This window comes from Stenotrophomonas sp., assembly GCF_032103445.1.
In the GTDB taxonomy this organism is placed as follows: Bacteria; Pseudomonadota; Gammaproteobacteria; order Xanthomonadales; family Xanthomonadaceae; genus Stenotrophomonas.
The window spans coordinates 35,059-55,139 of sequence record NZ_DAMDFR010000008.1 but is presented as its reverse complement, the minus strand read 5'-3'; the positions used below and the strand labels follow the sequence as shown (position 1 = coordinate 55,139).

General features: G+C 64.1%; 18 protein-coding genes. 12 read left to right on the top strand and 6 right to left on the bottom strand.

Annotated features, from left to right (window positions below; translation table 11 throughout):
* Position 1 precedes the first annotated feature (1 nt).
* Both RT551_RS05085 and RT551_RS05080 read left to right on the top strand, forming a co-directional pair.
* Positions 2-1,435 carry a UdgX family uracil-DNA binding protein gene (locus RT551_RS05085; RefSeq protein ID WP_313456144.1) on the top strand — a complete coding sequence of 478 codons (1,434 nt, stop codon included), beginning with the start codon at positions 2-4 and terminating at the stop codon, positions 1,433-1,435.
* A gap of 172 nt (positions 1,436-1,607) precedes the next feature.
* Positions 1,608-1,823 carry a hypothetical protein gene (locus tag RT551_RS05080; protein ID WP_313456143.1) on the top strand — a complete coding sequence of 72 codons (216 nt, stop codon included), beginning with the start codon at positions 1,608-1,610 and terminating at the stop codon, positions 1,821-1,823.
* A 93-nt stretch (positions 1,824-1,916) separates the two neighbouring features.
* Here RT551_RS05080 and RT551_RS05075 read toward each other — a convergent pair whose 3' ends face one another.
* The 3 genes from RT551_RS05075 to RT551_RS05065 all read right to left on the bottom strand — a co-directional run bounded on the left by RT551_RS05075 (position 1,917) and on the right by RT551_RS05065 (position 6,420).
* Positions 1,917-4,079 (bottom strand): TonB-dependent siderophore receptor, encoded by a 2,163-nt coding sequence (locus tag RT551_RS05075; protein ID WP_313456141.1) that lies wholly within the window; start codon positions 4,077-4,079, stop codon positions 1,917-1,919.
* 765 nt (positions 4,080-4,844) lie between these two features.
* Entirely contained in the window at positions 4,845-5,438 is a 594-nt protein-coding gene (locus tag RT551_RS05070) for a hypothetical protein (protein WP_313456140.1), read from the bottom strand.
* Positions 5,439-5,988: 550 nt separating this feature from the next.
* Entirely contained in the window at positions 5,989-6,420 is a 432-nt protein-coding gene (locus RT551_RS05065) for a CBS domain-containing protein (protein ID WP_313456138.1), read from the bottom strand.
* 229 nt (positions 6,421-6,649) lie between these two features.
* On the opposite strand from RT551_RS05065, the gene RT551_RS05060 reads away from it, so the two are divergent.
* Together RT551_RS05060 and RT551_RS05055 are read left to right on the top strand one after the other, a co-directional pair.
* Positions 6,650-7,324, top strand: a complete 675-nt coding sequence (locus RT551_RS05060) for a hypothetical protein (protein WP_313456136.1) — start codon at positions 6,650-6,652, stop codon at positions 7,322-7,324.
* Positions 7,325-7,454: 130 nt separating this feature from the next.
* Complete coding sequence (locus RT551_RS05055; protein WP_313456134.1) at positions 7,455-7,661, top strand: type II toxin-antitoxin system HicB family antitoxin; 207 nt, start codon at positions 7,455-7,457, stop codon at positions 7,659-7,661.
* A 67-nt stretch (positions 7,662-7,728) separates the two neighbouring features.
* Here the strand turns inward: RT551_RS05055 and RT551_RS05050 are convergent, their stop codons facing one another.
* A complete protein-coding gene (locus RT551_RS05050; RefSeq protein WP_313456133.1) occupies positions 7,729-8,031 on the bottom strand; it encodes an addiction module antidote protein in 303 nt (100 codons plus the stop codon).
* A gap of 269 nt (positions 8,032-8,300) precedes the next feature.
* Between RT551_RS05050 and RT551_RS05045 the strand changes: the two genes are divergently transcribed.
* Entirely contained in the window at positions 8,301-8,618 is a 318-nt protein-coding gene (locus RT551_RS05045; protein WP_313456131.1) for a hypothetical protein, read from the top strand.
* A 212-nt stretch (positions 8,619-8,830) separates the two neighbouring features.
* On the opposite strand, the gene glmS is transcribed toward RT551_RS05045, so the two are convergent.
* Positions 8,831-10,672: a glutamine--fructose-6-phosphate transaminase (isomerizing) gene (glmS, locus tag RT551_RS05040; RefSeq protein WP_313456129.1), complete on the bottom strand. Its 1,842-nt coding sequence runs from the start codon at positions 10,670-10,672 to the stop codon at positions 8,831-8,833.
* 205 nt (positions 10,673-10,877) lie between these two features.
* Here glmS and RT551_RS05035 point away from each other — a divergent pair, with 205 nt between their 5' ends.
* The 7 genes from RT551_RS05035 (at position 10,878) to RT551_RS05005 (ending at position 18,620) form a co-directional block, all read left to right on the top strand.
* The gene (locus RT551_RS05035; RefSeq protein WP_313456127.1) at positions 10,878-12,146 is read left to right on the top strand and encodes an efflux RND transporter periplasmic adaptor subunit; all 1,269 of its coding nucleotides are present in this window, start codon (positions 10,878-10,880) and stop codon (positions 12,144-12,146) included.
* Between the two features lie 28 nt (positions 12,147-12,174).
* Positions 12,175-12,894, top strand: coding sequence for an ABC transporter ATP-binding protein (locus RT551_RS05030; RefSeq protein ID WP_313456125.1), 720 nt, complete (start codon positions 12,175-12,177; stop codon positions 12,892-12,894).
* A gap of 8 nt (positions 12,895-12,902) precedes the next feature.
* Positions 12,903-14,204: an ABC transporter permease gene (locus RT551_RS05025; protein WP_313456123.1), complete on the top strand. Its 1,302-nt coding sequence runs from the start codon at positions 12,903-12,905 to the stop codon at positions 14,202-14,204.
* 16 nt (positions 14,205-14,220) lie between these two features.
* Positions 14,221-15,441, top strand: coding sequence for an FtsX-like permease family protein (locus RT551_RS05020; RefSeq protein ID WP_313456122.1), 1,221 nt, complete (start codon positions 14,221-14,223; stop codon positions 15,439-15,441).
* Complete coding sequence (locus RT551_RS05015; RefSeq protein WP_313456121.1) at positions 15,441-15,848, top strand: PDZ domain-containing protein; 408 nt, start codon at positions 15,441-15,443, stop codon at positions 15,846-15,848. Before RT551_RS05020 ends, RT551_RS05015 begins: the two co-directional genes overlap by 1 nt.
* A 76-nt stretch (positions 15,849-15,924) precedes the next feature.
* Complete coding sequence (locus tag RT551_RS05010) at positions 15,925-17,268, top strand: sigma-54 dependent transcriptional regulator (RefSeq protein ID WP_313456120.1); 1,344 nt, start codon at positions 15,925-15,927, stop codon at positions 17,266-17,268.
* Positions 17,265-18,620, top strand: a complete 1,356-nt coding sequence (locus RT551_RS05005; RefSeq protein WP_313456119.1) for an ATP-binding protein — start codon at positions 17,265-17,267, stop codon at positions 18,618-18,620. The genes RT551_RS05010 and RT551_RS05005 overlap by 4 nt, the downstream gene beginning before the upstream one ends.
* A 64-nt stretch (positions 18,621-18,684) precedes the next feature.
* Here RT551_RS05005 and glmU read toward each other — a convergent pair whose 3' ends face one another.
* On the bottom strand, positions 18,685-20,049 hold the full coding sequence (glmU, locus tag RT551_RS05000) for a bifunctional UDP-N-acetylglucosamine diphosphorylase/glucosamine-1-phosphate N-acetyltransferase GlmU (protein WP_313456117.1): 1,365 nt from the start codon (positions 20,047-20,049) through the stop codon (positions 18,685-18,687).
* Between the last annotated feature and the right edge of the window lie 32 nt (positions 20,050-20,081).

The window sequence follows — 20,081 nt, the reverse complement described above, 5'->3', positions numbered from 1 at the left end:
GATGAACCGCTGGAGTGTGCGGGTCGATCCGCCGTGGTCGCTGGAGGCGTGGCGCAGCGCCGCGCGTATGGCGTTGCAGTGTGACGTGGCTCCCGAACAAATGGACTGGCTGCAGGGCGACGCAGGCGGGTTGCTGGACGCACCCTCGCTGACGCAGGCCACGCCTTCCCCATCGGCATCCACCGTCGCCGTGCCAAAGGACTTCGTCGAGCTGGCCGCCACCTGCCTGTGCCACCGTGACCCGCAGCGCATGCCGCTGCTGTACCGCATGCTCTGGCGGATCACCCATGGCGAGCGCGCCCTGCTCTCGAACCCCGCCGACCCGGACGTGATCCGCGCGATGGCGCTGGCCCAGGCCGTGCGCCGCGACAGCCACAAGATGAAGGCGTTCGTGCGATTCCGCGAGGTTCCCGGCGAGCCGGACGCTTTCATTGCCTGGTTCGAGCCGGACCATCACATCGTGGATCGGGCCGCCTCGTTCTTCCAGCGTCGTTTCACCGGCATGCGCTGGTCGATTCTCACGCCGTATCGCAGCGTGCATTGGGATGGGCAGCAGCTCGCTTTCGGGCCGGGCGCGCAGCGCAGTGATGCGCCTGCCGAAGACGCGCGCGAGGAGCTGTGGCGGACCTACTACGCGAACATCTTCAATCCCGCGCGTCTGAACACCCGAATGATGCAGCAGGAGATGCCGGCGAAGTACTGGAAGCACCTGCCGGAAGCGTCGCTGTTACCCACACTGGTACGTGACGCCGGCGACCGCGTGCAGGAGATGCACGACCGTCAGGCGCAGGCCCCGCAGCGCCGGATTCCCGCCCACCCTGTTCCGCAGCGCCAGCCCGTCACGGCGCGTGGCGATGACCTGGACCGCCTGCGCACCGCGGCGGCGAGTTGCCGCCAATGCCCGTTATGGGAGCCCGCCACCCAGACGGTGTTCGGCGAAGGTCCGCGCGATGCCCAGATCATGTTGGTGGGCGAGCAGCCCGGTGATAGCGAGGACCTGAGCGGTCATCCGTTTGTCGGCCCAGCCGGCCAGTTGCTCAACCGCGCATTGCAGGAGCTGGGCATTGATCGCAGCACGCTTTACCTCACCAACGCGGTGAAGCATTTCCGATTTGAGCGGCGAGGCAAGAAGCGTATCCATTCGAAACCACAGGTCACTCACATCAATGCCTGCCGCCCCTGGCTGCTCGCCGAGATCGAGCAGGTAAGTCCGAAGGTGATCGTGTGCCTGGGAGCGAGTGCTGCGCGGGCGGTTTTTGGCAGCGGGTTCAACCTGAGCCGTGACCGGGGGCGTTGGCATACGTTGGAAGATGAAACGCGCGGGTTCGCTACCGTGCATCCGTCATGGGTACTGCGACAGGAGGCTGGGAAGCGGGAGGAGGCGTATCGGCTGCTGGTGGATGACCTGATGGCCTTGCGTACGCAGTCGACCTAGCCATCGTCCTGTCATTCGCGACATCACCTGCCCGCTGTTCATGGACCCAGCGCATCATCAGAAATAGTTGTTCGCGTCAGTGAACACCGCCTTTCACACCAAACGGGCTGTAGCTCGTGAACGCGGGTTTCCGAAGACGAATCCAGTCATCCGACTCTCGTATGCTCAGTCCATGACTACCCGAAAGCCCAACCCCAAAGAACGTGCCAACGCCAAGTTGGATGCTCCTCGACAGAAGGGCTATCCGCTGATCGGGCGCTTCAATACAGAGACACCGGAAGAGGAGATCCGACGGATCTACACCATGACGCCGGAGGAAGTAGACGAGGTCATACGCATGTCTGGAATCCTCACTTACTCCGGCAAACTGAAACGCGGCTACCGATGAACGTTGGTCGCCCTCATATCGGCCATTACCGTCGACGCAGAAGCAAAAGCGCCGGGCAGATGCCCGGCGCTTCTAACTCTGTTGACGCTCTGATCAGAACCGGGCGCGCACGCTGAACATCACATTGCGCGGATCTGCATAGTACGTATTGAAGGTGTTCGGACCGTACTTGCGGAAGTAGCTCTTGTCGAACAGATTGTTGACGTTGAGCTGCAGGCTGATCGCTTCGGACAGGTCATAGCCGGCCATCACGCCGTAGACCGCGTAGCCGCCCTGACGCGAGGTCACCCCACGCGAGGTCACGTAGGTCTCGCTCTGGGCCTGCACCGACGCGCCTGCGCGGAGCTTGTTGAGCACACCCGGGAACCGGTAGCTGGTGGACAGGCGCAGCAGGTGGCGGGGATCGGCCGAACGCAGCGGCTGGCCGAGATTCGCTGCGCTGGGGTCGCGCAGGTACTCGGTGCGGGTGTTGGTGTAGCCGGCCATCATCTGCCAGCCCTCGGTCAGCTGGCCGCTGACTTCCGCTTCCCAGCCCTGGCTGCGGGTCTTGCCGCCGTCCACCTTGCAGTAGCCGGTGGTGTAATACGGCAGGCACGGATTGGCGCTGGAAGCGTCGTCCATCGCGCGACCGACGTTATTGATGCGGAACGCCGACAGCGCCGCATTCAACCGGCCGGCGAAGAACTCGCCCTTGATGCCTGCTTCGTAGTCCTGGCCGGTGATCGGCTTCAGCAACTGGCCGTCGGCCTGGTAGGCATTCTGCGGAACGAAGATCTCGCTGTAGCTGGCATACAGGCTCAGCGTGGAGCTCAGGTCGTACACCAGGCCCGCATACGGCATGAACTCACGGTCCACACTGTAGTTGCTGGACGGGTTGGTCGGCACGCTGTATTCCCACCAGTTCAGGCGCGCGCCCACCAGGGCGGTCAGCGGATCGGTGATCGACACACGCGCTACCGCGAACACGCCCTTCTGCTGCGTCTCGTTGTTGATGCCGGCATAGTACGTGCCCACGTCGCCTTCCTGCGGCGGAGCGTAGCTGGTGTACGGGTCCCAGGTGCGCGCGTCGACATTGCGCATGCGGTTGATGCCCCAGTAGCCCGACGAGTTGGCCGTCTTCACGTTGCGGCCTTCCGCGCCCACGGTCAGCTGATGGGTACGCCCGAACAGCTCGATCGGACCTTCAGCGACGAAGTTGACCGCGTTCTGGTGGCTGCCCGCAGGACCGTAGATGGCCGTATCAACGTCGACCAGGTACGGATTGCTGGTGTTCGAACGCGAGAACGAGGTCTGGATGAAGGGGCCGTTGTAGCCGAAACGGGTGAACGCATAGCTGAGCGCCGTGCGCCAGCCGTTGTCAAAGCGGTGCTCCAGCGACAGGAAGGCCTGCTGGTTGTAGCGGTTCCATTGATTCCACGACGCGCCCAGGTAGGTGCTGCGCGGCAGGTCCAGCGCGCGACCGTCGAAATCGCTGGGCATGCCGCCCCAGGAGCCGGTGGCGTCGAGGTCGGTCTGCTGCAGGCTGGCGGTGAGCAGCGTCGAGTCGGTCAGATCGGCCTCGATCACGCCGTACACCGTGCGCTTCTCTTCCTCGCGTGCCTTCTGGAAGAAGTCCTTCTCGTCATAGGCGGCCACCAAGCGGCCACGCACCGTGCCGGCGCTGTTGAGCGGGCCGGACACATCGGCCTCGGCGCGGCGACGGTCCCAGCTGCCCACGCTCAGCGCGCCGCTGGCCTGGAAGGTCTCGGTCGGACGCTTGCGCGCCATGTTGACCGTCGCCGACGGGTTGCCCGCACCCTTCAGCAGGCCTGCGGCACCGCGCAGGATTTCGACGCGGTCGAGCACAGCGGTATCGGGCTGGATGAACACCGAGCCGGACTGGTCGATCGACAGGCCATCGATCTGCAGCGCGTCGATGGAGAAGCCGCGCGAGAAGTAGGTCACGCGCTCGCTGTCGACGTAGTCGACGGTGACGCCGGGGGTGTTCTGCAGCACGTCGTGCAGGTCCAGCAGGGCACGGTCATCCAGCAGCTGACGGGAGATCACGGTGACCGGCTGCGGGGTCTGGCGGATGCTCTGCACGCCCTTGAACAGCGTGGTGGCCTTCGCACCATAGTTGCCCGAGCCTTCCGTATTGGCATCGCGGTCGGCGCGCACGTTCAAGGTGTCCAGGGTCTGGGCCTGGTCAACGCCAGCGGCCACTTCGTCTGCGAAGGCCGGCGTGGCAGCAAGCAGGGCCAGGGACAGCGCGCTCATGCGCAGGACCGGCAGACGCGTGAAGGGCACGCGGGCCGGGTTTAACGTGGGGGAAGGCATCGAACGTAACTCCTGACGGGAAAGCGGTGACCGCATTGGCCAGCGCTGCGTCAGTCGGACGGCCACCAATGCAAATGAGTTGCAATTGCAGGCATTATCGGGTTGCCTTCAGGATTGTGCAAGTTTTGTTAAGGCGCGGTGCCGCCACTTGCTGCGCGTTCGCGCGAGGAGCCAAAACGTAGAGCGGGGGCTCTGCCCCGCTCCCCGCAATCTAGAAGTCGCAGCCGCCTACAGGCACCCAGCGAATGGCATCGCCAAACTTGCAGGGCTCCATCGGCGGCGCCACCGGAGTACCGGGCCCAACCGTTACCACACCGGTTGAACCTCCTCCTCCTCCGCCTCCACCCACGACGCCACCCGGTCCACCGCCGCCGCCAATCGGTGACGCATTGCTCATTGTCCCCCCACCCCAGAAGTCGCCTGTGTCAGTGATGGTGTAAGTAGTGCAGAAGCCGCGGCTGCAAACACTTATGCTGTCGCCAGTGAACAATCGGTCCCGGTTCTCCAGCATTTTTTTCCGATACTGATTCAGGAATGCCAGTGTAGAAGGGTCGGGCATACGTGGCTCGAGCAAGCAGGTGCCGCAGTAGTAAGGCCCAAAGTGGCGCGGCGGTATGACGTTGGTTGCGGCTGCAATCCCTATGCCAAGCGCGGCAATGCCGACGAAAATTATGATTCCATTCCTTTTGACCATTTTTTCTCTCTTCAAGGTTCGCAACAGGACGAGTAGATCCGGCGCGAAAGGGCGATCGCCGATTCCCGCTGCTTGATCGATAGCCCTTCTTCAAGGTCCCGCATCGTGATTGGCGCGGACAAACCGGGTTGAATCCTGTTTGCAGCTAACGCATACGCGTAGGCCATTTCCCGGTTCTTCTGGACGATCAAGCCTCTGTCATAGGCATCGGACAGCCGCAGAACGGCGTCGAGATTGCCTGTTGCAGCAACGTCATGAAGGTAGGTCGCGGCGTTCTCCTTCCACGCGATGATCGACTCGGGGTTGTTCAACCTCTCGAAAGGGTCGCCGAGCACCGTTGCTGTATCGATCGTGTAATAGAGCTTTGCTTCGATGGAGCCTTGTTGTGCGGCGAGCGCCAGCCATTTCCCCTCCATGAACCCCGCATCGCCATAGAGCTCGCTGCACTCTTGAAGTTTTCGCTCCATGGTCCGCAGATCCACCATGCCTAGTGCTGGTGTCCCAACGCCAACTGGCCCGTGGGTTGATCTGACGAGTTGACTCCTGCAATCCATTACGGTCAGGTAGATATCGAAGGTCGCCAGTCCGTCTCCACTGTCCGACATGGCAAGACGTTCCTTCACGTATGCCAACGCGTCCCCAGGAGGGCGGATATCCCCCACCCTGGCGATCTGATATGACTTGGCTCCAAGGCTCTGGAATACCTCAGAATGGATCCGTTCCCGAACCTCCTCCATCGAGAGCCGACGGTCTGGGAGCTGGCGGCTTGGGCTAGGAGGTATTGCCGCAAGGCGTGACCGAGGGTCGTCCCTGCAACGCTCGGCATGGCAGGCCGCGCCTCCAGTTGTACTCATCAGCGCCGGTAGCGCTGCTGTAGCGATGAACCCGACAGCCAGGACTGCTACTACGATGGTCTTGCGGTGCTGCATCCGTGCACTTCCTCTCCGGGGTTCGAAACAGCGCTCGTTCGCCGAGAGCCGATCTTCATCCTGCCGGGAAGAGCGTCGCACCACTTCAAGAAATCAATCAGCTCCGCCAGGATTCACTGCCACGCACCCGTCGCGGGTGCTGACGCATCTACACACCTTGATCAGCAACGCAGACTGGCGGATTCGTAGAGCGGGGCTTGCCCCGCTCCCACGACCGAAGCCGGCGTCAGTGAGCCGCCATGTAAATATCCTGGAGAACCGCCTTCTCCAGCTCCAGCTCCCCAAGCAGGTTCTTGACGATATCGCCCAGACTGAGGATGCCAACCAGACGGTCACCCTCGGTGACCATCAGATGCCGATGCCGCGAGTACGTCATCAACGCCATCGCCTGCTTCAGCGTCGCCTCGGGCGAGATGCCTTCCAGCCCGGCAGACGGTAACGACGAGATGACCCGTCGACCGGCCTGCGGGCCGTCGTCGGCAAGGCTGCGCACGATGTCTTTCTCGGAAATGATCCGGACCGGCACATCGTCGCGGGTGACCACCAGCGCGGCGATCTTGTTTGCGCTCATCTTGTGCGCGGCGGCACCGATGGTGTCCTCCACGTCGATGGTGATGACGGCTTGTTTCTTCAGCTGCAGAAGTTCACGAGCGTTCATTCTGGTTCCTGTTGCAGGGTACTGAGTGAGTCAAGTGACAGTTCGTCGCAGAACTGGTTGACGACTCTGAGAATGGCACCGGGCGTAGAACCGGCGCTGAATGTTCCGGGCAGAGAGGGCTAAAGTTTTTCGAGCAGCCAGCTTTGGCACAGGAGATGCCTATTCATCATTTCCCGAAATGCTTGACCTGCCTCGATCAAACGGGAAATGATCCAGCACCGTCCCGTCAATGGAATTGACCGTGTACCTTCGTGATGTCATGGTGTTGCCTACCGAGCACGGCAGGGAAGGCATTGGTCGCCTTCGCGCCGCCAGCGACCACGTACTGAATACCCTTCGCCATTACCTGCCGAAGAAGTACGACTTCAACGGCATGTGGCGACTGGTCATTTACCTCGGCCCGAACACGGACGGCAAGCGGTTATGGTCGCCAGAGGCCACCGGTGGTGTCGGCGAGTTTCTCGCTGAAAGCTTCGATCTGGATGGCTGGTTCGATGCCCCGCAGGACGAGCAGGACGTGCGCATACTGCAGTGCGTGCAAGACGCGTTGGTCGACCGCGCCGCTGAGTTTGGTACCGATGCAGAGCCGCTACGCACGGCAGCACAGAGCGTCCGCGACGCAGGCTATCGCCTGGACACCGAATTGCCCTGCTCCCGCACCCACCCCAGCCGGAAGTTCCGGGTCCGACTGATCCGGCGTTTCGCACCAGGCGGTACGTTCGTCATTGCCCGGGTGACCACGCCGAAGGGTGAAGTCCTGTACGAAGAGGAACTACTGGCCGGTGAATGGGTGGTCACGGTTGGAGACGACTATCGCGGCGGCCGATGGAACGGAGATACGCTGGAAATACTGGGCGTATCAGGAAAGATGACTGCGAGTGTCCCGTGTGTGCGGTATCTCTAGATCTGTTCTGCGTAGCTCACCGGCAATGTTGTACCGAGCTCTGTACGCGGATGACCGAAAATCGAAATCTCTATTCACGGGTCTGTTCTAGCGTTACCTCGGCTCCCTTCCTCAAGAACGCAGACAAGAAATGAACATCATCAAGTACGCTGGCTACGAGGGCACTGGCGAACTGGATCAGGAGAGCTTGGTCTGCCGGGGAAGGATTCTCTTCATTGACGATCTGGTGACCTATCAGGCCGACTCGCCAAAGGATTTGCAGGCGGCCTTTGAAGAGGCAGTGGATGACTATCTGGCGACCTGTAAGGCGCTGGACCGTCGCCCACAGAGCCATTGAGCGGAACCTTAGAAGTCCGTATCAGGCCCGCACTTCAGAGAGCGGCCCATCTGCGCGAGCTCTCTGCTCACATCGCATTGACCTGAAGTTTCAGGCACAACGCCCTTGTCACTTTCAGAATGGTCGAGAAGTCCGGGCTACGCTCACCCGACAATGCGCGATACAAGATATCACGCGACACACCCGCCTCGCGCGCGACTCTGGTCATGCCTTGTGCACGAGCGATATCGCCCAACGCCCTGGCGATGAACGCGGCATCACCCTCGCTCTCTTCAATGCAGGCATCCAGATAGGCCGCCATCTCCTCCGGAGTACGGAGGTATTCGGAGACGTCGAATGTGCTAAACCCTCTGGCCTTCTTTGACTTCATGAACTCAACTACCGCCTTGGCTTGAAATGATCGAAACCGCACCATCGATCTTGCCATCCGCATGCGAATCCGAGCCAATCAAGACATCAAGCGTCTGATTAGGCACAAAAATATGCCGGTCGACGAACTGTCTATTAGGCTACAGGCGTAGTAGCAATCCTCGCCACGATCTGTGTGAGGAGTGCTCTGGAGCCTGATCTCTCCTCGAACGCGTTTCAACCCAGCTTTCCCGTCGCCCTGACCGGAAGCAATCCAAGAGGAGATTGATGGTGCGCAAGAAGACTGATGGCTCGCTCAACATTAACGCTGCAGACACTGCAGAAGACCAAGAAAGCAAGAAGCCCAGCGCCGGCTGGTACCGACCCAGATATGTACGCGTTGGCGTACTGAATGGCCCGGATGGTCGGCCCGTCATCGTGGACGGAACTTACGTGCCCTACTTCAAGATGCGTGGGATGTGGATACATCGAATGGGTGGCACGGTGCGTAGTCGTCTTCGTATCGATGAAGAGCCTGGGCGGATCATTCTGTCGGTGGATGAGCCGGTGGTTAAGGTGAAGAAGGTTCGGGGGAAGGTGTCGGCGTAGTTGGAGGCGTGGGGCCGGCGCGGAGTGCGGACATGCATGGCGTGTCCGTACGTGCGCGAACGAAAAATGGCCGGTCATTGACCGGCCATTTGCGCGAAGAGCAGCGGGGCAAGCCCCGCTCTACGGGATTTCCATCAGTGCCGGCGTCCCCGACGGCGATGGGATTTCGATCACCATCCACGCAGACATGCGTGGCGGGATCGAGAAGAGCGTTATTCGACGGTGACGCTCTTGGCCAGGTTACGCGGCTTGTCCACGTCGGTGCCGCGTGCGAGTGCGGTGTGGTACGCCAGCAGCTGTACCGGGATGGTGTGCACCACCGGGCTGAGCACGCCGGCGTGGCGCGGGGTGCGGATGACGTGCACGCCTTCGCTTTCGGAGAAATTGCTGTCCTGGTCGGCGAACACGAACAGCTCGCCGCCGCGGGCGCGCACTTCCTGCATGTTCGACTTCACCTTTTCCAACAGGCTGTCGTTGGGGGCGATCACCACCACCGGCATGTCTTCGTCCACCAGCGCCAGCGGGCCGTGCTTGAGCTCCCCGGCCGGGTACGCTTCGGCGTGGATATAGGTGATTTCCTTCAGCTTGAGCGCGCCTTCCAGTGCAATCGGGTAATGCAGGCCACGGCCGAGGAACAGCGCGCTGCTCTTGCGTGCGAAACGTTCCGCCCACGCGGCAATCTGCGGTTCCATGTTCAGCGCATGCTGCACGCTGCCCGGCAGGAAGCGCAGCTGTTCCAGGTACTCGGCTTCCTGCGCGGCATCAACGCGGCCATGCAGCTTGCCCAGCACCACAGTCAGCTGGAACAGCGCAGCCAGCTGGGTGGTAAAGGCCTTGGTCGAGGCCACGCCGATCTCGGCACCGGCACGGGTGTAGCAGACCAGTTCGCTGGCGCGCGGAATAGCGCTTTCCGGCACGTTGCAGATCGACAGCGTGTGCTTGTGACCCAGGCTCTTGGCGTACTTCAGCGCCTCCATGGTGTCCAGGGTTTCGCCGGACTGCGAGATGGTGACGATCAGATGCTTGGGGTTGGCATAGGCGGCGCGGTAGCGGTACTCGCTGGCGATTTCCACGCTGCACGGCAGGCCGGCAATCGCTTCGATCCAGTAGCGCGCGGTCAGGCCGGAGTAATAGCTGGTGCCGCAGGCGAGAATCTGCACGCCTTCAATGCCGGCCAGCACGCTTTCGGCATTCTTTCCGAACAGCTCGGCCGGGAAACCACCGGCGTCGATCGCCGCTTCGATGGTGTCGCCCAGCGCGCGCGGCTGCTCGTGGATTTCCTTCTGCATGAAGTGGCGGTACGGGCCGAGTTCCAGCGAGGCCAGCGACACATCCGACAGGTGCACGTTGCGGACAACCGGCTGGTCGTGCTCGTCGTACACCTGCACGCCGTCGCGGCTGACCTCGGCGGTGTCGCCCTCTTCCAGGAAGATCACCTTGCGGGTGGCCGAAACGATGGCCGACACGTCCGAGGCGACGAAGTTCTCGCCCTCGCCCAGGCCGACCAGCAGCGGGCAGCCCATGCGGGCGCACACGAAGTGGTTGGGTTCGGCGCGGCTCATCACGGCCAGTGCATATGCACCGGTCAGTTCCTTTACGGTGCGCTGCAGGGCAGTGAGCAGGGAATCGCCACCCTTCAGGTGATAGTGCATCAGGTGGGCGATGACTTCGGTGTCGGTCTGCGACTCGAACACATAGCCCAGCGCGCGCAGCTTCTCGCGCTGCTCCTCGTGGTTTTCGATGATGCCGTTGTGCACCAGGGCCACGCCGTGGCTGATGTGCGGGTGGGCATTGGCCTCGGTGACGCCGCCGTGGGTGGCCCAACGGGTGTGGCCGATGCCCAGCTGGGCGTCGAAGCCTTCACTGGCGGCGGCCTTTTCCATTTCGGCCACGCGACCGGTGCGGCGCACGCGGCGCACGTCCGGCTGGGCCTGGGTCTTGTCGATGACGGCAATGCCGGAGGAGTCGTAGCCGCGGTATTCCAGGCGCTTCAGGCCTTCGATCAGAACTGGAACCACATCGCGATCGGCGATCGCACCCACAATGCCGCACATAGCGTCGTATCCCTGCTGTAGAGGCCCGCATTCTAACGTGGCCGCCCGGAAGGCTTGGTGCGTGTCCGCTTAACAAAAGTGTCCGGCACAGTGTCCGCGGACACCCGGACAACCTTGAGGGTTACGCAAGCCATTGTTTTCCAAGGGCTCAAAGTTGGCACGAAGTCTGCTTTGTATTCACGCAGACCCAACGCGAACGAGCCCGATGATCCGCGACACTTCCGCCCAGGACCAATCCTTCGCCCCGACGGCCACCGCCGCGCCCTGGAAACGCTGGCTGTGGCCGGGCCTGGCTGCCCTGGTGGTACTGCTTGCCATCGGCTTCGCGGTGCGCGCCTGGCTGGGGGCCAGCCGCTCGGTGGACAGCAGCCGCGTCCGCATTGCAGAGGTGACCAAAGGCGACCTGGTCCGCGACATCGCCGCCGACGGCCGGGTGATCGCCGCCAACAGCCCGGTGCTGTACGCGATCTCGGCCGGCACCGTGGACCTGAAAGTGGTGGCCGGTGACGTGGTGAAGAAGGGGCAGGAACTGGCAATCATCGACAGCCCGGAACTGCGCAGCAAGCTGGCCCAGGAACAGGCCACCCTGGCCGGCCTGGAGGCCGAAGCCAGTCGCGCCCAGCTCGACGCCACCCTGGCCCGGGCCAAGGCACGCAAGGACACCGACCAGGCCAGCATCGAGCGCCAGGCCGCCGAGCGCGACCTGCAGCGCTATCAGCGCGGCTATGACGGCGGCGCGGTGCCGCAGATCGACCTGGCCAAGGCCAACGACACCTTGAAGAAGGCGGACATCTCGCTGGCCAACGCCCAGACCGACGCGCGCCTGCAGGGCCAGGGTGCGGACCTGGACGCCCGCAACAAGCGCCTGCTGGCCGACCGCCAGCGCGCGGTAGTGGACGAAGTGCAGCGCCAGGTGGATGCGCTGACCCTGCGCGCGCCGTTCGATGGCCAGGTCGGCCAGGTGCAGGCCACCCAGCACACTCAGGTGCCGGCCAACGCACCGGTGCTGGGCGTGGTCGACCTGTCGCGCTTCGAGATCGAGATCAAGGTGCCGGAGAGCTTCGCCCGCGACCTGAGCATCGGCATCCCGGCCCAGCTCACCAGCGGCAACGGTCAGCCGTTCCCGGGCGAGATCAGCGCAGTGTCGCCGGAAGTGGTGGCTGGCGAAGTGAATGCCCGCATCCGCTTCACTGACAAGCAGCCCCAGGGCCTGCGCCAGAGCCAGCGCATGCAGGCCCGGGTGGTGCTCGACACCCGGCGCAATGTGCTGAAGGTGGAGCGTGGCCCGTTCGTTGAACAAGGCAATGGCCAGGCGTACGTGATGGACGGCAGCGTCGCCATCCGTCGTCCGGTGCAACTGGGCGTGAGCAGCCTGGGCGAAGTGGAAATCCTTTCAGGCCTGCAGCCCGGCGAGCGCGTCGTGGTCTCAGGCAGTGATCTGTTCGGCGATGCCGAGCGCGTGTCCGTCAACTAACCCTTACGACTTCCAGAAGGAAACTGTCATGCTTGAGATGCGCTCGGTTGCCAAAGTGTTCCGCACCGAACAGGTGGAAACCCACGCCCTGCGGTCGCTTGACCTGCACGTGAAAGAAGGCGAGTTCGTCGCCGTGACCGGTCCGTCCGGCTCCGGCAAGACGACCTTCCTCAATATCGCCGGCCTGCTGGAGACCTTCACCAGCGGCACCTACCTGCTCGACGGCCAGGACGTGAGCAAGCTCGGCGATGACGCCCGCAGCAAACTGCGCAACCAGAAGATCGGCTTCATCTTCCAGGGCTTCAACCTCATCTCGGATCTGAACCTGTTCGACAACGTCGATGTGCCGCTGCGCTATCGCGGCATGCCGGCGGCCGAACGCCGCCAGCGCATCGAACACGCACTCAAGCAGGTGGGTCTGGGCTCGCGCATGAAGCATTACCCGTCGGAACTGTCCGGCGGCCAGCAGCAGCGCGCCGCGATTGCCCGCGCCCTGGCCGGCAGCCCGCGCCTGCTGCTGGCCGACGAACCGACCGGCAACCTGGACAGCCAGATGGCACGCGGCGTGATGGAACTGCTGGAGGAGATCAACGCGGCCGGCACCACCATCGTGATGGTCACCCATGATCCGGAACTGGCGGCGCGTGCGCAGCGCAACGTGCACATCGTCGATGGCCAGGCCACCGATCTGGTGCGCGAACCGGTGCTGGCCACCCCGCGCCCTGTTGTTGCTTCGGTCAACGAGTGAGGCCTGCCATGATCGCCTACTACTTCCGATTGGCCCTGCGCAGTTTCCGGCGCAACAAGGTGCTGACCGCGCTGATGGTGATCGCCATCGCGCTGGGCATCGGCGCGTCGATGACCACGCTCACGGTGTTCCACGTGCTTTCCGGCGACCCGATTCCGCAGAAGAGCGACCGTCTGTTCAACGTCCAGCTCGACCCGCGTCCGATGATCGGCTACCAGCCCAGCGAGGAACCGGAGGAGCAGGTCACCCGCTTCGACGGCGAAACCCTGCTGCGCGAGAAGAAAGCCAAGCACCAGGCACTGATGACCGGTGGCGGCGTCACGGTGGAGCCGGATAGCAGCACGCTGCGTCCGTTCACCACCGATGCGCGCTACACGTCGACCGACTTCTTCGCGATGTTCGATACGCCATTCCTGTATGGCCAGGGCTGGAAAGCCGACCAGGATGAAGGTCGCGGCCGCGTGGCGGTGATCTCCAAGACCCTCAACGACAAGCTGTTCAATGGACAGAACAGCGTGGGCCGCCCGCTGCGCATGGATGGCCACACCTTCAACGTGGTCGGCGTGCTGGATACCTGGAACCCCAACCCGCACTTCTACGACCTGGAAACCGGTCGCTACGGCGACAGTGAAGACATCTACGTGCCGGTCTCCACCGCGCTGGACCTCAAGTTTGGCCGCAACGGCAACATGAACTGCTGGGGCAATGCGAACGGTGAGGAAACCGCACTCAACGCGCCCTGCGTGTGGATGCAGTACTGGGTGGAGCTGGACTCGGCCAGCGATGCCGCCGACTACCGTGCGTACCTGGAGAACTACTCCGCCCAGCAGAAGGCGGCCGGTCGCTTCCAGCGTCCGTCCAACGTGCGGCTGCGCAACGTGATGGAGTGGCTGGACTTCAAGCAGGTGGTGCCCAGCGACGTGCGGCTGCAGCTGTGGCTGGCACTGGGCTTCCTGGCGGTGTGCCTCATCAACACCGTCGGGCTGCTGCTGGCCAAGTTCCTGCGTCGCAGCGGCGAGATCGGCGTGCGCCGTGCGCTGGGGGCCAGCCGCGGGCAGATCTTCCTGCAGTCGCTGGTCGAGGCCGGCACGGTGGGGCTGGCCGGCGGCATCCTGGGCCTGGGGCTGGCCATGCTGGGCCTGTATGCCGTCCGCCAGCAGCCCGTCGACTACGCCAAGTTGGCCACCTTGGACGGGTCAATGCTGCTGCTCACGTTCGGTCTGACCCTGGCGGCCAGCCTGCTGGCAGGCTTCCTGCCGGCGCTGCGCGCGATGCAGGTCACCCCCGCCATCCAACTCAAGTCGCAGTAAGTATCCGGAGCACACCATGGATATCCGTCCCATTCTGACCACGCTGCGCCGGCACAAAACCGCTGCTGCCCTGATCGTGCTGGAGATCGCCCTCACCTGCGCCATCGTCTGCAACGCACTTTTCCTGATCGGGCAACGGCTGGAGAAGATCAACCAGCCCAGCGGCATCGCCGAGAAGGAATTGCTTGAAGTGCGCCTGGGCGGCATCGGCACGCAGGTGAACGCCACCGCCCGCACCCGTGAAGACCTCGCCGCGCTGCGTGCCATTCCGGGCGTGAAAAACGCGGTTCCACTCAACCAGCTGCCCTTCCGCCGCAACTCGTGGAACACCAGCGTGTCGCTCATTCCCGACCAGGAGCGGCCCAATTTCAATGCCGCGCAGTACATGGTCAGCGAAGGCACCGTCGATACCATGGGACTGGAGCTGGTCGCAGGCCGCGACTTCCAGGCCGACGAGTACGCGGATCTGGAAGACGTGGAAAAGGATCCCACCATCGAACAGCGCGGTTCGGCGGTGATCCTGAGCAGCCGCGCCGCGCTGAAGCTGTTCCCGGACGGGCAGGCGGTCGGCAAGACCATCTACAGTGGCAAGATGCCGCTGCGCATTGTCGGCGTGGTGAAGGAGCTGGCACGCCCGGTGACGGTCGAGTCGGACACTGGCTACTCCATCATGCTGCCGGTGCGGGTGAACTATGACCTGGGCCTCTACCTGATCCGCGTCACCGACCCGTCGCGTCGCCAGGAAGTGCTCAACGCGGCCGTGGCCGCACTGGAAAAGGTGGACACCAACCGCATGGTGCGCGGCAAGCTCACCTATGAAGAACAGCGCGAAAAGTACTTCCAGAACGACCGCGCCATGGTTGGCCTGCTGATCACGGTGTGCGTGGCCCTGCTGGTGGTGACTGCACTGGGCATCGTCGGTCTGGCCAGCTTCTGGGTGCAGCAGCGGACCAAGCAGATCGGCATCCGCCGGGCGCTGGGGGCGACGCGCGGGCAGATCCTGCGCTACTTCCAGACCGAGAACTTCCTGCTCGCCACGGTGGGCATCGTGCTGGGCATGCTGCTGGCCTACTCGATCAACCTGTGGCTGATGAGTGCGTATGAATTGCCGCGCATGCCGGCCAGCTACCTGCCCATCGGTGCGGTGCTGCTGTGGCTGCTGGGTCAGATCGCCGTGTTCGGCCCGGCCCACCGTGCGGCGGCGGTACCGCCTGCGGTTGCCACCCGGAGCGCCTGATGAACACATGCTTCTTCCGCATCGGACTGGCGGCCCTGGCGCTTGCCACCGCCGCCTGCTCGCCGGGCGGACGCACCGAGACCTCGCGCATGGATGTGCGGAGCAACGGCAACCATCTGAGCCTGGAGGCGAGACAGGGCGTGGTCAGCGTACTGGCGGCCAGCCCGGCGGGACGCTTCGGCGTGAATGCGGGCGACCGCGTGCTGCGCGTTGACGGAAAGCCCGTCAGCAGCGTGACCGCATTGACCTCCGCACTGACCGGCAGCCGCGCGCCAACGGTACCGGTGGTGGTGCAGCGCAACGGGAGCGAGCAGACATTGACGGTCAGCACGGCTCCGTGGCTCGCCATTCGGCCCCCCGAGCCGCCCCGCCCGCCCTCTCCGCCCTCTCCGCCCGACCGGCCGTGACCGGTGGCCGGGCCGCACTGCCATGCGGCCCGGCGCTCCGGTACTCTCTGCATTCTGTCCCGTCTTCCGCTGCCGCATGCCTTCGATCCTGATCATTGACGACAATGCCAGCGTGGCCACGGCATTGGACGTGCTGTTTTCGCTGCACGACATCGACACCGCACATGCGCTGTCGCCGGAAGCGGGCCTGGCCCTGCTCGAAGAGCAGCCGGTGGACCTGGTGATCCAGGACATGAACTTCACCGAAGACACCACCTCCGGCGAAGAGGGTGAGGCGCTGTTCCAGCAGATCCGTGCGCGTCACCCGGACCTGCCGGTAATTCTGCTGACCGCGTGGACGCACCTGAGCAGCGCGGTGGACCTGGTCAAGGCCGGTGCGGCCGATTACCTGGCCAAGCCGTGGGACGACCGCAAGCTGCTGACCACGGTCAACAACCTGCTGGAGCTTTCTGAAACGCGGCGCGAACTGGATCGTCGCCGCGAGCGTGAGCAGCGCGCACGCAATCAGCTTGAATCACGCTATGACCTGCGCGGTGCCGTAGTCGCCGACCCGGCCAGCGAGCGCGTGGTCAGCCTGGCCTGCCAGGTGGCACGCTCGGAGCTGCCGGTGCTGATCACCGGCCCGAACGGTGCCGGCAAAGAGAAGATCGCCGAGATCATCCAGGCCAACTCGCTGGTCGCCAAGGGGGCATTTGTCGCGTTGAACTGCGGCGCGATTCCGGCCGAACTGATCGAGGCGGAGTTGTTCGGCAGCGAGGCCGGTGCCTACACCGGCGCGAACAAGGCACGCGAGGGCAAGTTCGAGGCGGCCGATGGCGGCACGCTGTTCCTCGACGAAATCGGCAATCTGTCACTGGGTGGACAGATGAAGCTGCTGCGCGTGCTGGAAACCGGTCGCTTCGAGCGGCTGGGTTCCAATCGCGAACGACAGGTCAAGGTCCGGGTGATCAGCGCGACCAATGCCGACCTGCCGGCGATGATCCGCGATGGCCAGTTCCGCGAAGATCTTTATTACCGGCTCAACACGGTTGAACTGAGCCTGCCGCCATTGGCGGAACGGCCGGGTGACATCCTGCCGCTGGCCGAGCGCTTCCTGGGCGACGGCAAGCCGCTGTCCAGCGCAGCGGCTTCCGCACTGCAGCGTCATCCATGGCCGGGCAACGTGCGCGAACTGCGCAATGTCATCCAGCGTGCCGGCCTGCTGGCGCAGGGCGAGCGCATTGAAGTGGCCGATCTGAATCTGCCACGCGCCGCAGCTGCGCCTCGTGCCGCCGCGCCGACGGTGGACCCCGACCGCAGCCGAATTGAGTCGGCGCTGGCCCACAGCCACGGCATCATTGCCCAGGCCGCCGCGGAACTCGGGCTGAGCCGACAGGCGCTGTACCGGCGCATGGATCGTTACGGTATTCCCCGCGAATGAGCCGGCGCTCGTTCACCCTACGGCTGTTCCTGCGGCTGCTGCCGGTGCTGGCGCTGGCTGCCGCCGGGCCGTGGCTGCTGGCCTACTGGATGGACCACGGCTGGGCGGTGACGCTGATCTCCACCGTCGTGCTGCTGGCGCTGATGTGGTGGACCCTGCGCCGCGCCACCGCGCCGGTGCGTTCATTGCTGCGCGCACTGTCGGGCACCACCAGCAGCTATCGTGACGGCGAGTACAACTTCAGCGTGTACTGGCCCGGCGATGATGAGCTGGGCGACCTGGTGAAAGCGCATCGCGAGCTGGGCGACGTGCTGCGCGAACAGCGCCAGGGACTGGTGCAACGCGAGCTGCTGCTGGACACCATGGTGCAGAACACCCCTGTCTCGATGCTGCTGCTGGCCAATGGCGGCGACGGCATCCAGCGCGTGGTGTTCTCCAACCTGGCCGCGCGCAAGCTGCTGCACAACGGCTGGAAGCTGGAAGGCCAACGCATGGACGACGTGCTGGAGACCATGCCAGTGGAACTGCGCGATGCGATCATGCGCGGCGGCGACAGTCTGTTCGCGGTACGCATGACCGAGGACGACGGGCAGGAGCCGGATGAGGACGACGAACAGGTCTATCACCTGTCACGGCGCAGCTTCCATCTGAACGGCCGCCCGCATGACTTGTTGCTGGTGCGGTTGCTCACCGCCGAGCTGCGCCGCCAGGAGGTGCAGACCTGGAAGAAGGTGATCCGGGTGATCAGCCATGAGTTGAACAACTCGCTGGCACCGATCGCCTCGCTGGCGCACTCCGGCGGCGAACTGGTGCGGCGCGGCAAGACCGAGCGGCTGGAGAATGTGTTCTCCACCATCGAGGAGCGAGCACGGCACCTGGAAGGCTTCATCCGCGGCTACGCACGCTTCGCCAAACTGCCGCAGCCGCAGTTGCAGAACGTGCAGTGGGCGCAGTTCCTGGGTGGGCTGCAGATGCAGATTCCCTTCCAGATGGCAGAGGTGCCGGAAGACCTGCAGGGCCGGATCGACATTGCACAGATGGGCCAGGCGCTGCTGAACCTGCTCAAGAATGCACATGAGGCGTGTGGTGAGGCCGACCCGCCGAATGACGATGTGGAGCTGCGGCTGACGCGCCTGCCGCAGTGGCTGCGCATCGAAGTGCTGGACCGTGGTAAGGGCATGAACGAGGCGGTGCTGCAGAACGCACTGATGCCGTTCTATTCGACCAAGCGCAATGGCACCGGGCTTGGCCTGGCGCTGACGCGCGAGATTGTCGAGGCACACGGTGGGCGGGTGGCGCTGCAGAACCGCCGCGAAGGCGGCCTGTGCGTGTCGATTCTGCTGCCGGGTTGAAGGGGTAACGACCAATGATCGTTACCTACCGAATGGTGGGTGACGACCGCTGGTCGTCACGCCCTCACTTCTTGACCGGACGGTGCCAGCCTTCAATCACCTGCTGGCGTGCACGCGCCACGGTCAGCTGCCCTTCGGGCGCATTGCGGGTGATCACCGAACCGGCGGCAATGGTTGCTCCCGCCCCCACCGTCACCGGAGCCACCAGCGAGCTGTTGGAGCCCACGAACGCGTTGTCGCCTATGGTGGTCTGCGACTTGTTCACGCCGTCGTAGTTGCAGGTGATGGTGCCGGCACCGATGTTGACCTTGCTGCCGATCACTGCGTCACCCAGGTAGGTGAGGTGATTGGCCTTGCTACCCGCCCCCAGGTGCACCTTCTTGGTTTCCACGAAGTTGCCCACGTGCGATCCGTCCTCGAGCACCGTACCCGGGCGCAGCCGCGAGAACGGACCAATATCCGCCGCGCCTTGGCTGACCACGCCGTCCAGATCGCAGTGCGGCTTCACCACCGTGCCGGCGGCCAGCTTCACGTCCTTCAGGCGGGTGAACGCCCCAATGCTGACGCCGTCGCCCAGCTCGACCTCTCCCTCCAGAATGACGTTGACGTCGATCTGCACATCGCGCCCAACACGCACGGTGCCGCGGATATCCAGGCGCGCAGGATCCAGCACGCGCGCGCCCTGCGCGCACAACGCCTTCGCCTCCCTCAGCTGCCACGCCCGCTCCAGCTGCGACAGCTGCCACGGGTCGTTGGCACCTTCGGCCTCCTGCGCATCGTCCACGAACGCCATGTCGGCAGGGGTGTACTCCGCCGCTGCAGATGCAAACACATCGGTCAGGTAGTACTCGCCCTGGGCATTGCTGTTGGACAGCTGGGAGAGCCACATGCGCAGCGCGGTACCGTCGGCGCTGATGATGCCGGTGTTGATGGTGCGTATGGCGCGCTGTTCATCGTTGGCGTCCTTCTGCTCGACGATGGCGGCCACCCGGCCTTCGGCATTGCGCACGATGCGACCGTAGCCGGTGGGATTGGCGACTTCAGCCACCAGCACCGCCAGCCGGCCCGGCTGGGAGAGCAGGTGACGCAGGGTATCGGCGCGGATCAGCGGCACGTCACCGTACAGCACCAGCACCTTGGCATCGTCCGGCACCTGCGGCATGGCCTGTTGCACGGCATGGCCGGTGCCCAGCTGCTCGCGCTGCTCGGCCCACTGCAGGTCGGGCTGGTCGGCAAAAGCGGCGCGCACCGCCTCACCGCCATGTCCATACACCACATGGATGGCGGCCGGCTGCAGGGCGCGCGCGGCATCAATGACGTGCGCCAGCATCGGGCGGCCGGCGATCGGCTGCAGCACCTTGGGCAGATCGGACTTCATGCGCTTGCCAGCGCCGGCGGCGAGGATGATGACGTGCAGGGCTTGGGTCATGGGGCAGCAGGAGTTCAGGGGTGTGACTGCGA

Bases quoted from the DNA above. Each gene is read 5' to 3' on its own strand.
- RT551_RS05085 (WP_313456144.1), top strand. From the start codon at position 2: ATGAACCGCTGGAGTGTGCGGGTCGATCCGCCGTGGTCGCTGGAGGCG.
- RT551_RS05025 (WP_313456123.1), top strand. From the start codon at position 12,903: ATGATCGCCTACTACTTCCGATTGGCCCTGCGCAGTTTCCGGCGCAAC.
- RT551_RS05050 (WP_313456133.1), bottom strand. From the start codon at position 8,031: ATGAAGTCAAAGAAGGCCAGAGGGTTTAGCACATTCGACGTCTCCGAA.
- RT551_RS05030 (WP_313456125.1), top strand. From the start codon at position 12,175: ATGCTTGAGATGCGCTCGGTTGCCAAAGTGTTCCGCACCGAACAGGTG.
- glmU (WP_313456117.1), bottom strand. From the start codon at position 20,049: ATGACCCAAGCCCTGCACGTCATCATCCTCGCCGCCGGCGCTGGCAAG.
- RT551_RS05015 (WP_313456121.1), top strand. From the start codon at position 15,441: ATGAACACATGCTTCTTCCGCATCGGACTGGCGGCCCTGGCGCTTGCC.
- RT551_RS05005 (WP_313456119.1), top strand. From the start codon at position 17,265: ATGAGCCGGCGCTCGTTCACCCTACGGCTGTTCCTGCGGCTGCTGCCG.
- RT551_RS05010 (WP_313456120.1), top strand. From the start codon at position 15,925: ATGCCTTCGATCCTGATCATTGACGACAATGCCAGCGTGGCCACGGCA.
- RT551_RS05080 (WP_313456143.1), top strand. From the start codon at position 1,608: ATGACTACCCGAAAGCCCAACCCCAAAGAACGTGCCAACGCCAAGTTG.
- RT551_RS05020 (WP_313456122.1), top strand. From the start codon at position 14,221: ATGGATATCCGTCCCATTCTGACCACGCTGCGCCGGCACAAAACCGCT.
- RT551_RS05035 (WP_313456127.1), top strand. From the start codon at position 10,878: ATGATCCGCGACACTTCCGCCCAGGACCAATCCTTCGCCCCGACGGCC.
- RT551_RS05075 (WP_313456141.1), bottom strand. From the start codon at position 4,079: ATGAGCGCGCTGTCCCTGGCCCTGCTTGCTGCCACGCCGGCCTTCGCA.
- RT551_RS05060 (WP_313456136.1), top strand. From the start codon at position 6,650: ATGGAATTGACCGTGTACCTTCGTGATGTCATGGTGTTGCCTACCGAG.
- RT551_RS05070 (WP_313456140.1), bottom strand. From the start codon at position 5,438: ATGTCGGACAGTGGAGACGGACTGGCGACCTTCGATATCTACCTGACC.
- glmS (WP_313456129.1), bottom strand. From the start codon at position 10,672: ATGTGCGGCATTGTGGGTGCGATCGCCGATCGCGATGTGGTTCCAGTT.
- RT551_RS05065 (WP_313456138.1), bottom strand. From the start codon at position 6,420: ATGAACGCTCGTGAACTTCTGCAGCTGAAGAAACAAGCCGTCATCACC.
- RT551_RS05055 (WP_313456134.1), top strand. From the start codon at position 7,455: ATGAACATCATCAAGTACGCTGGCTACGAGGGCACTGGCGAACTGGAT.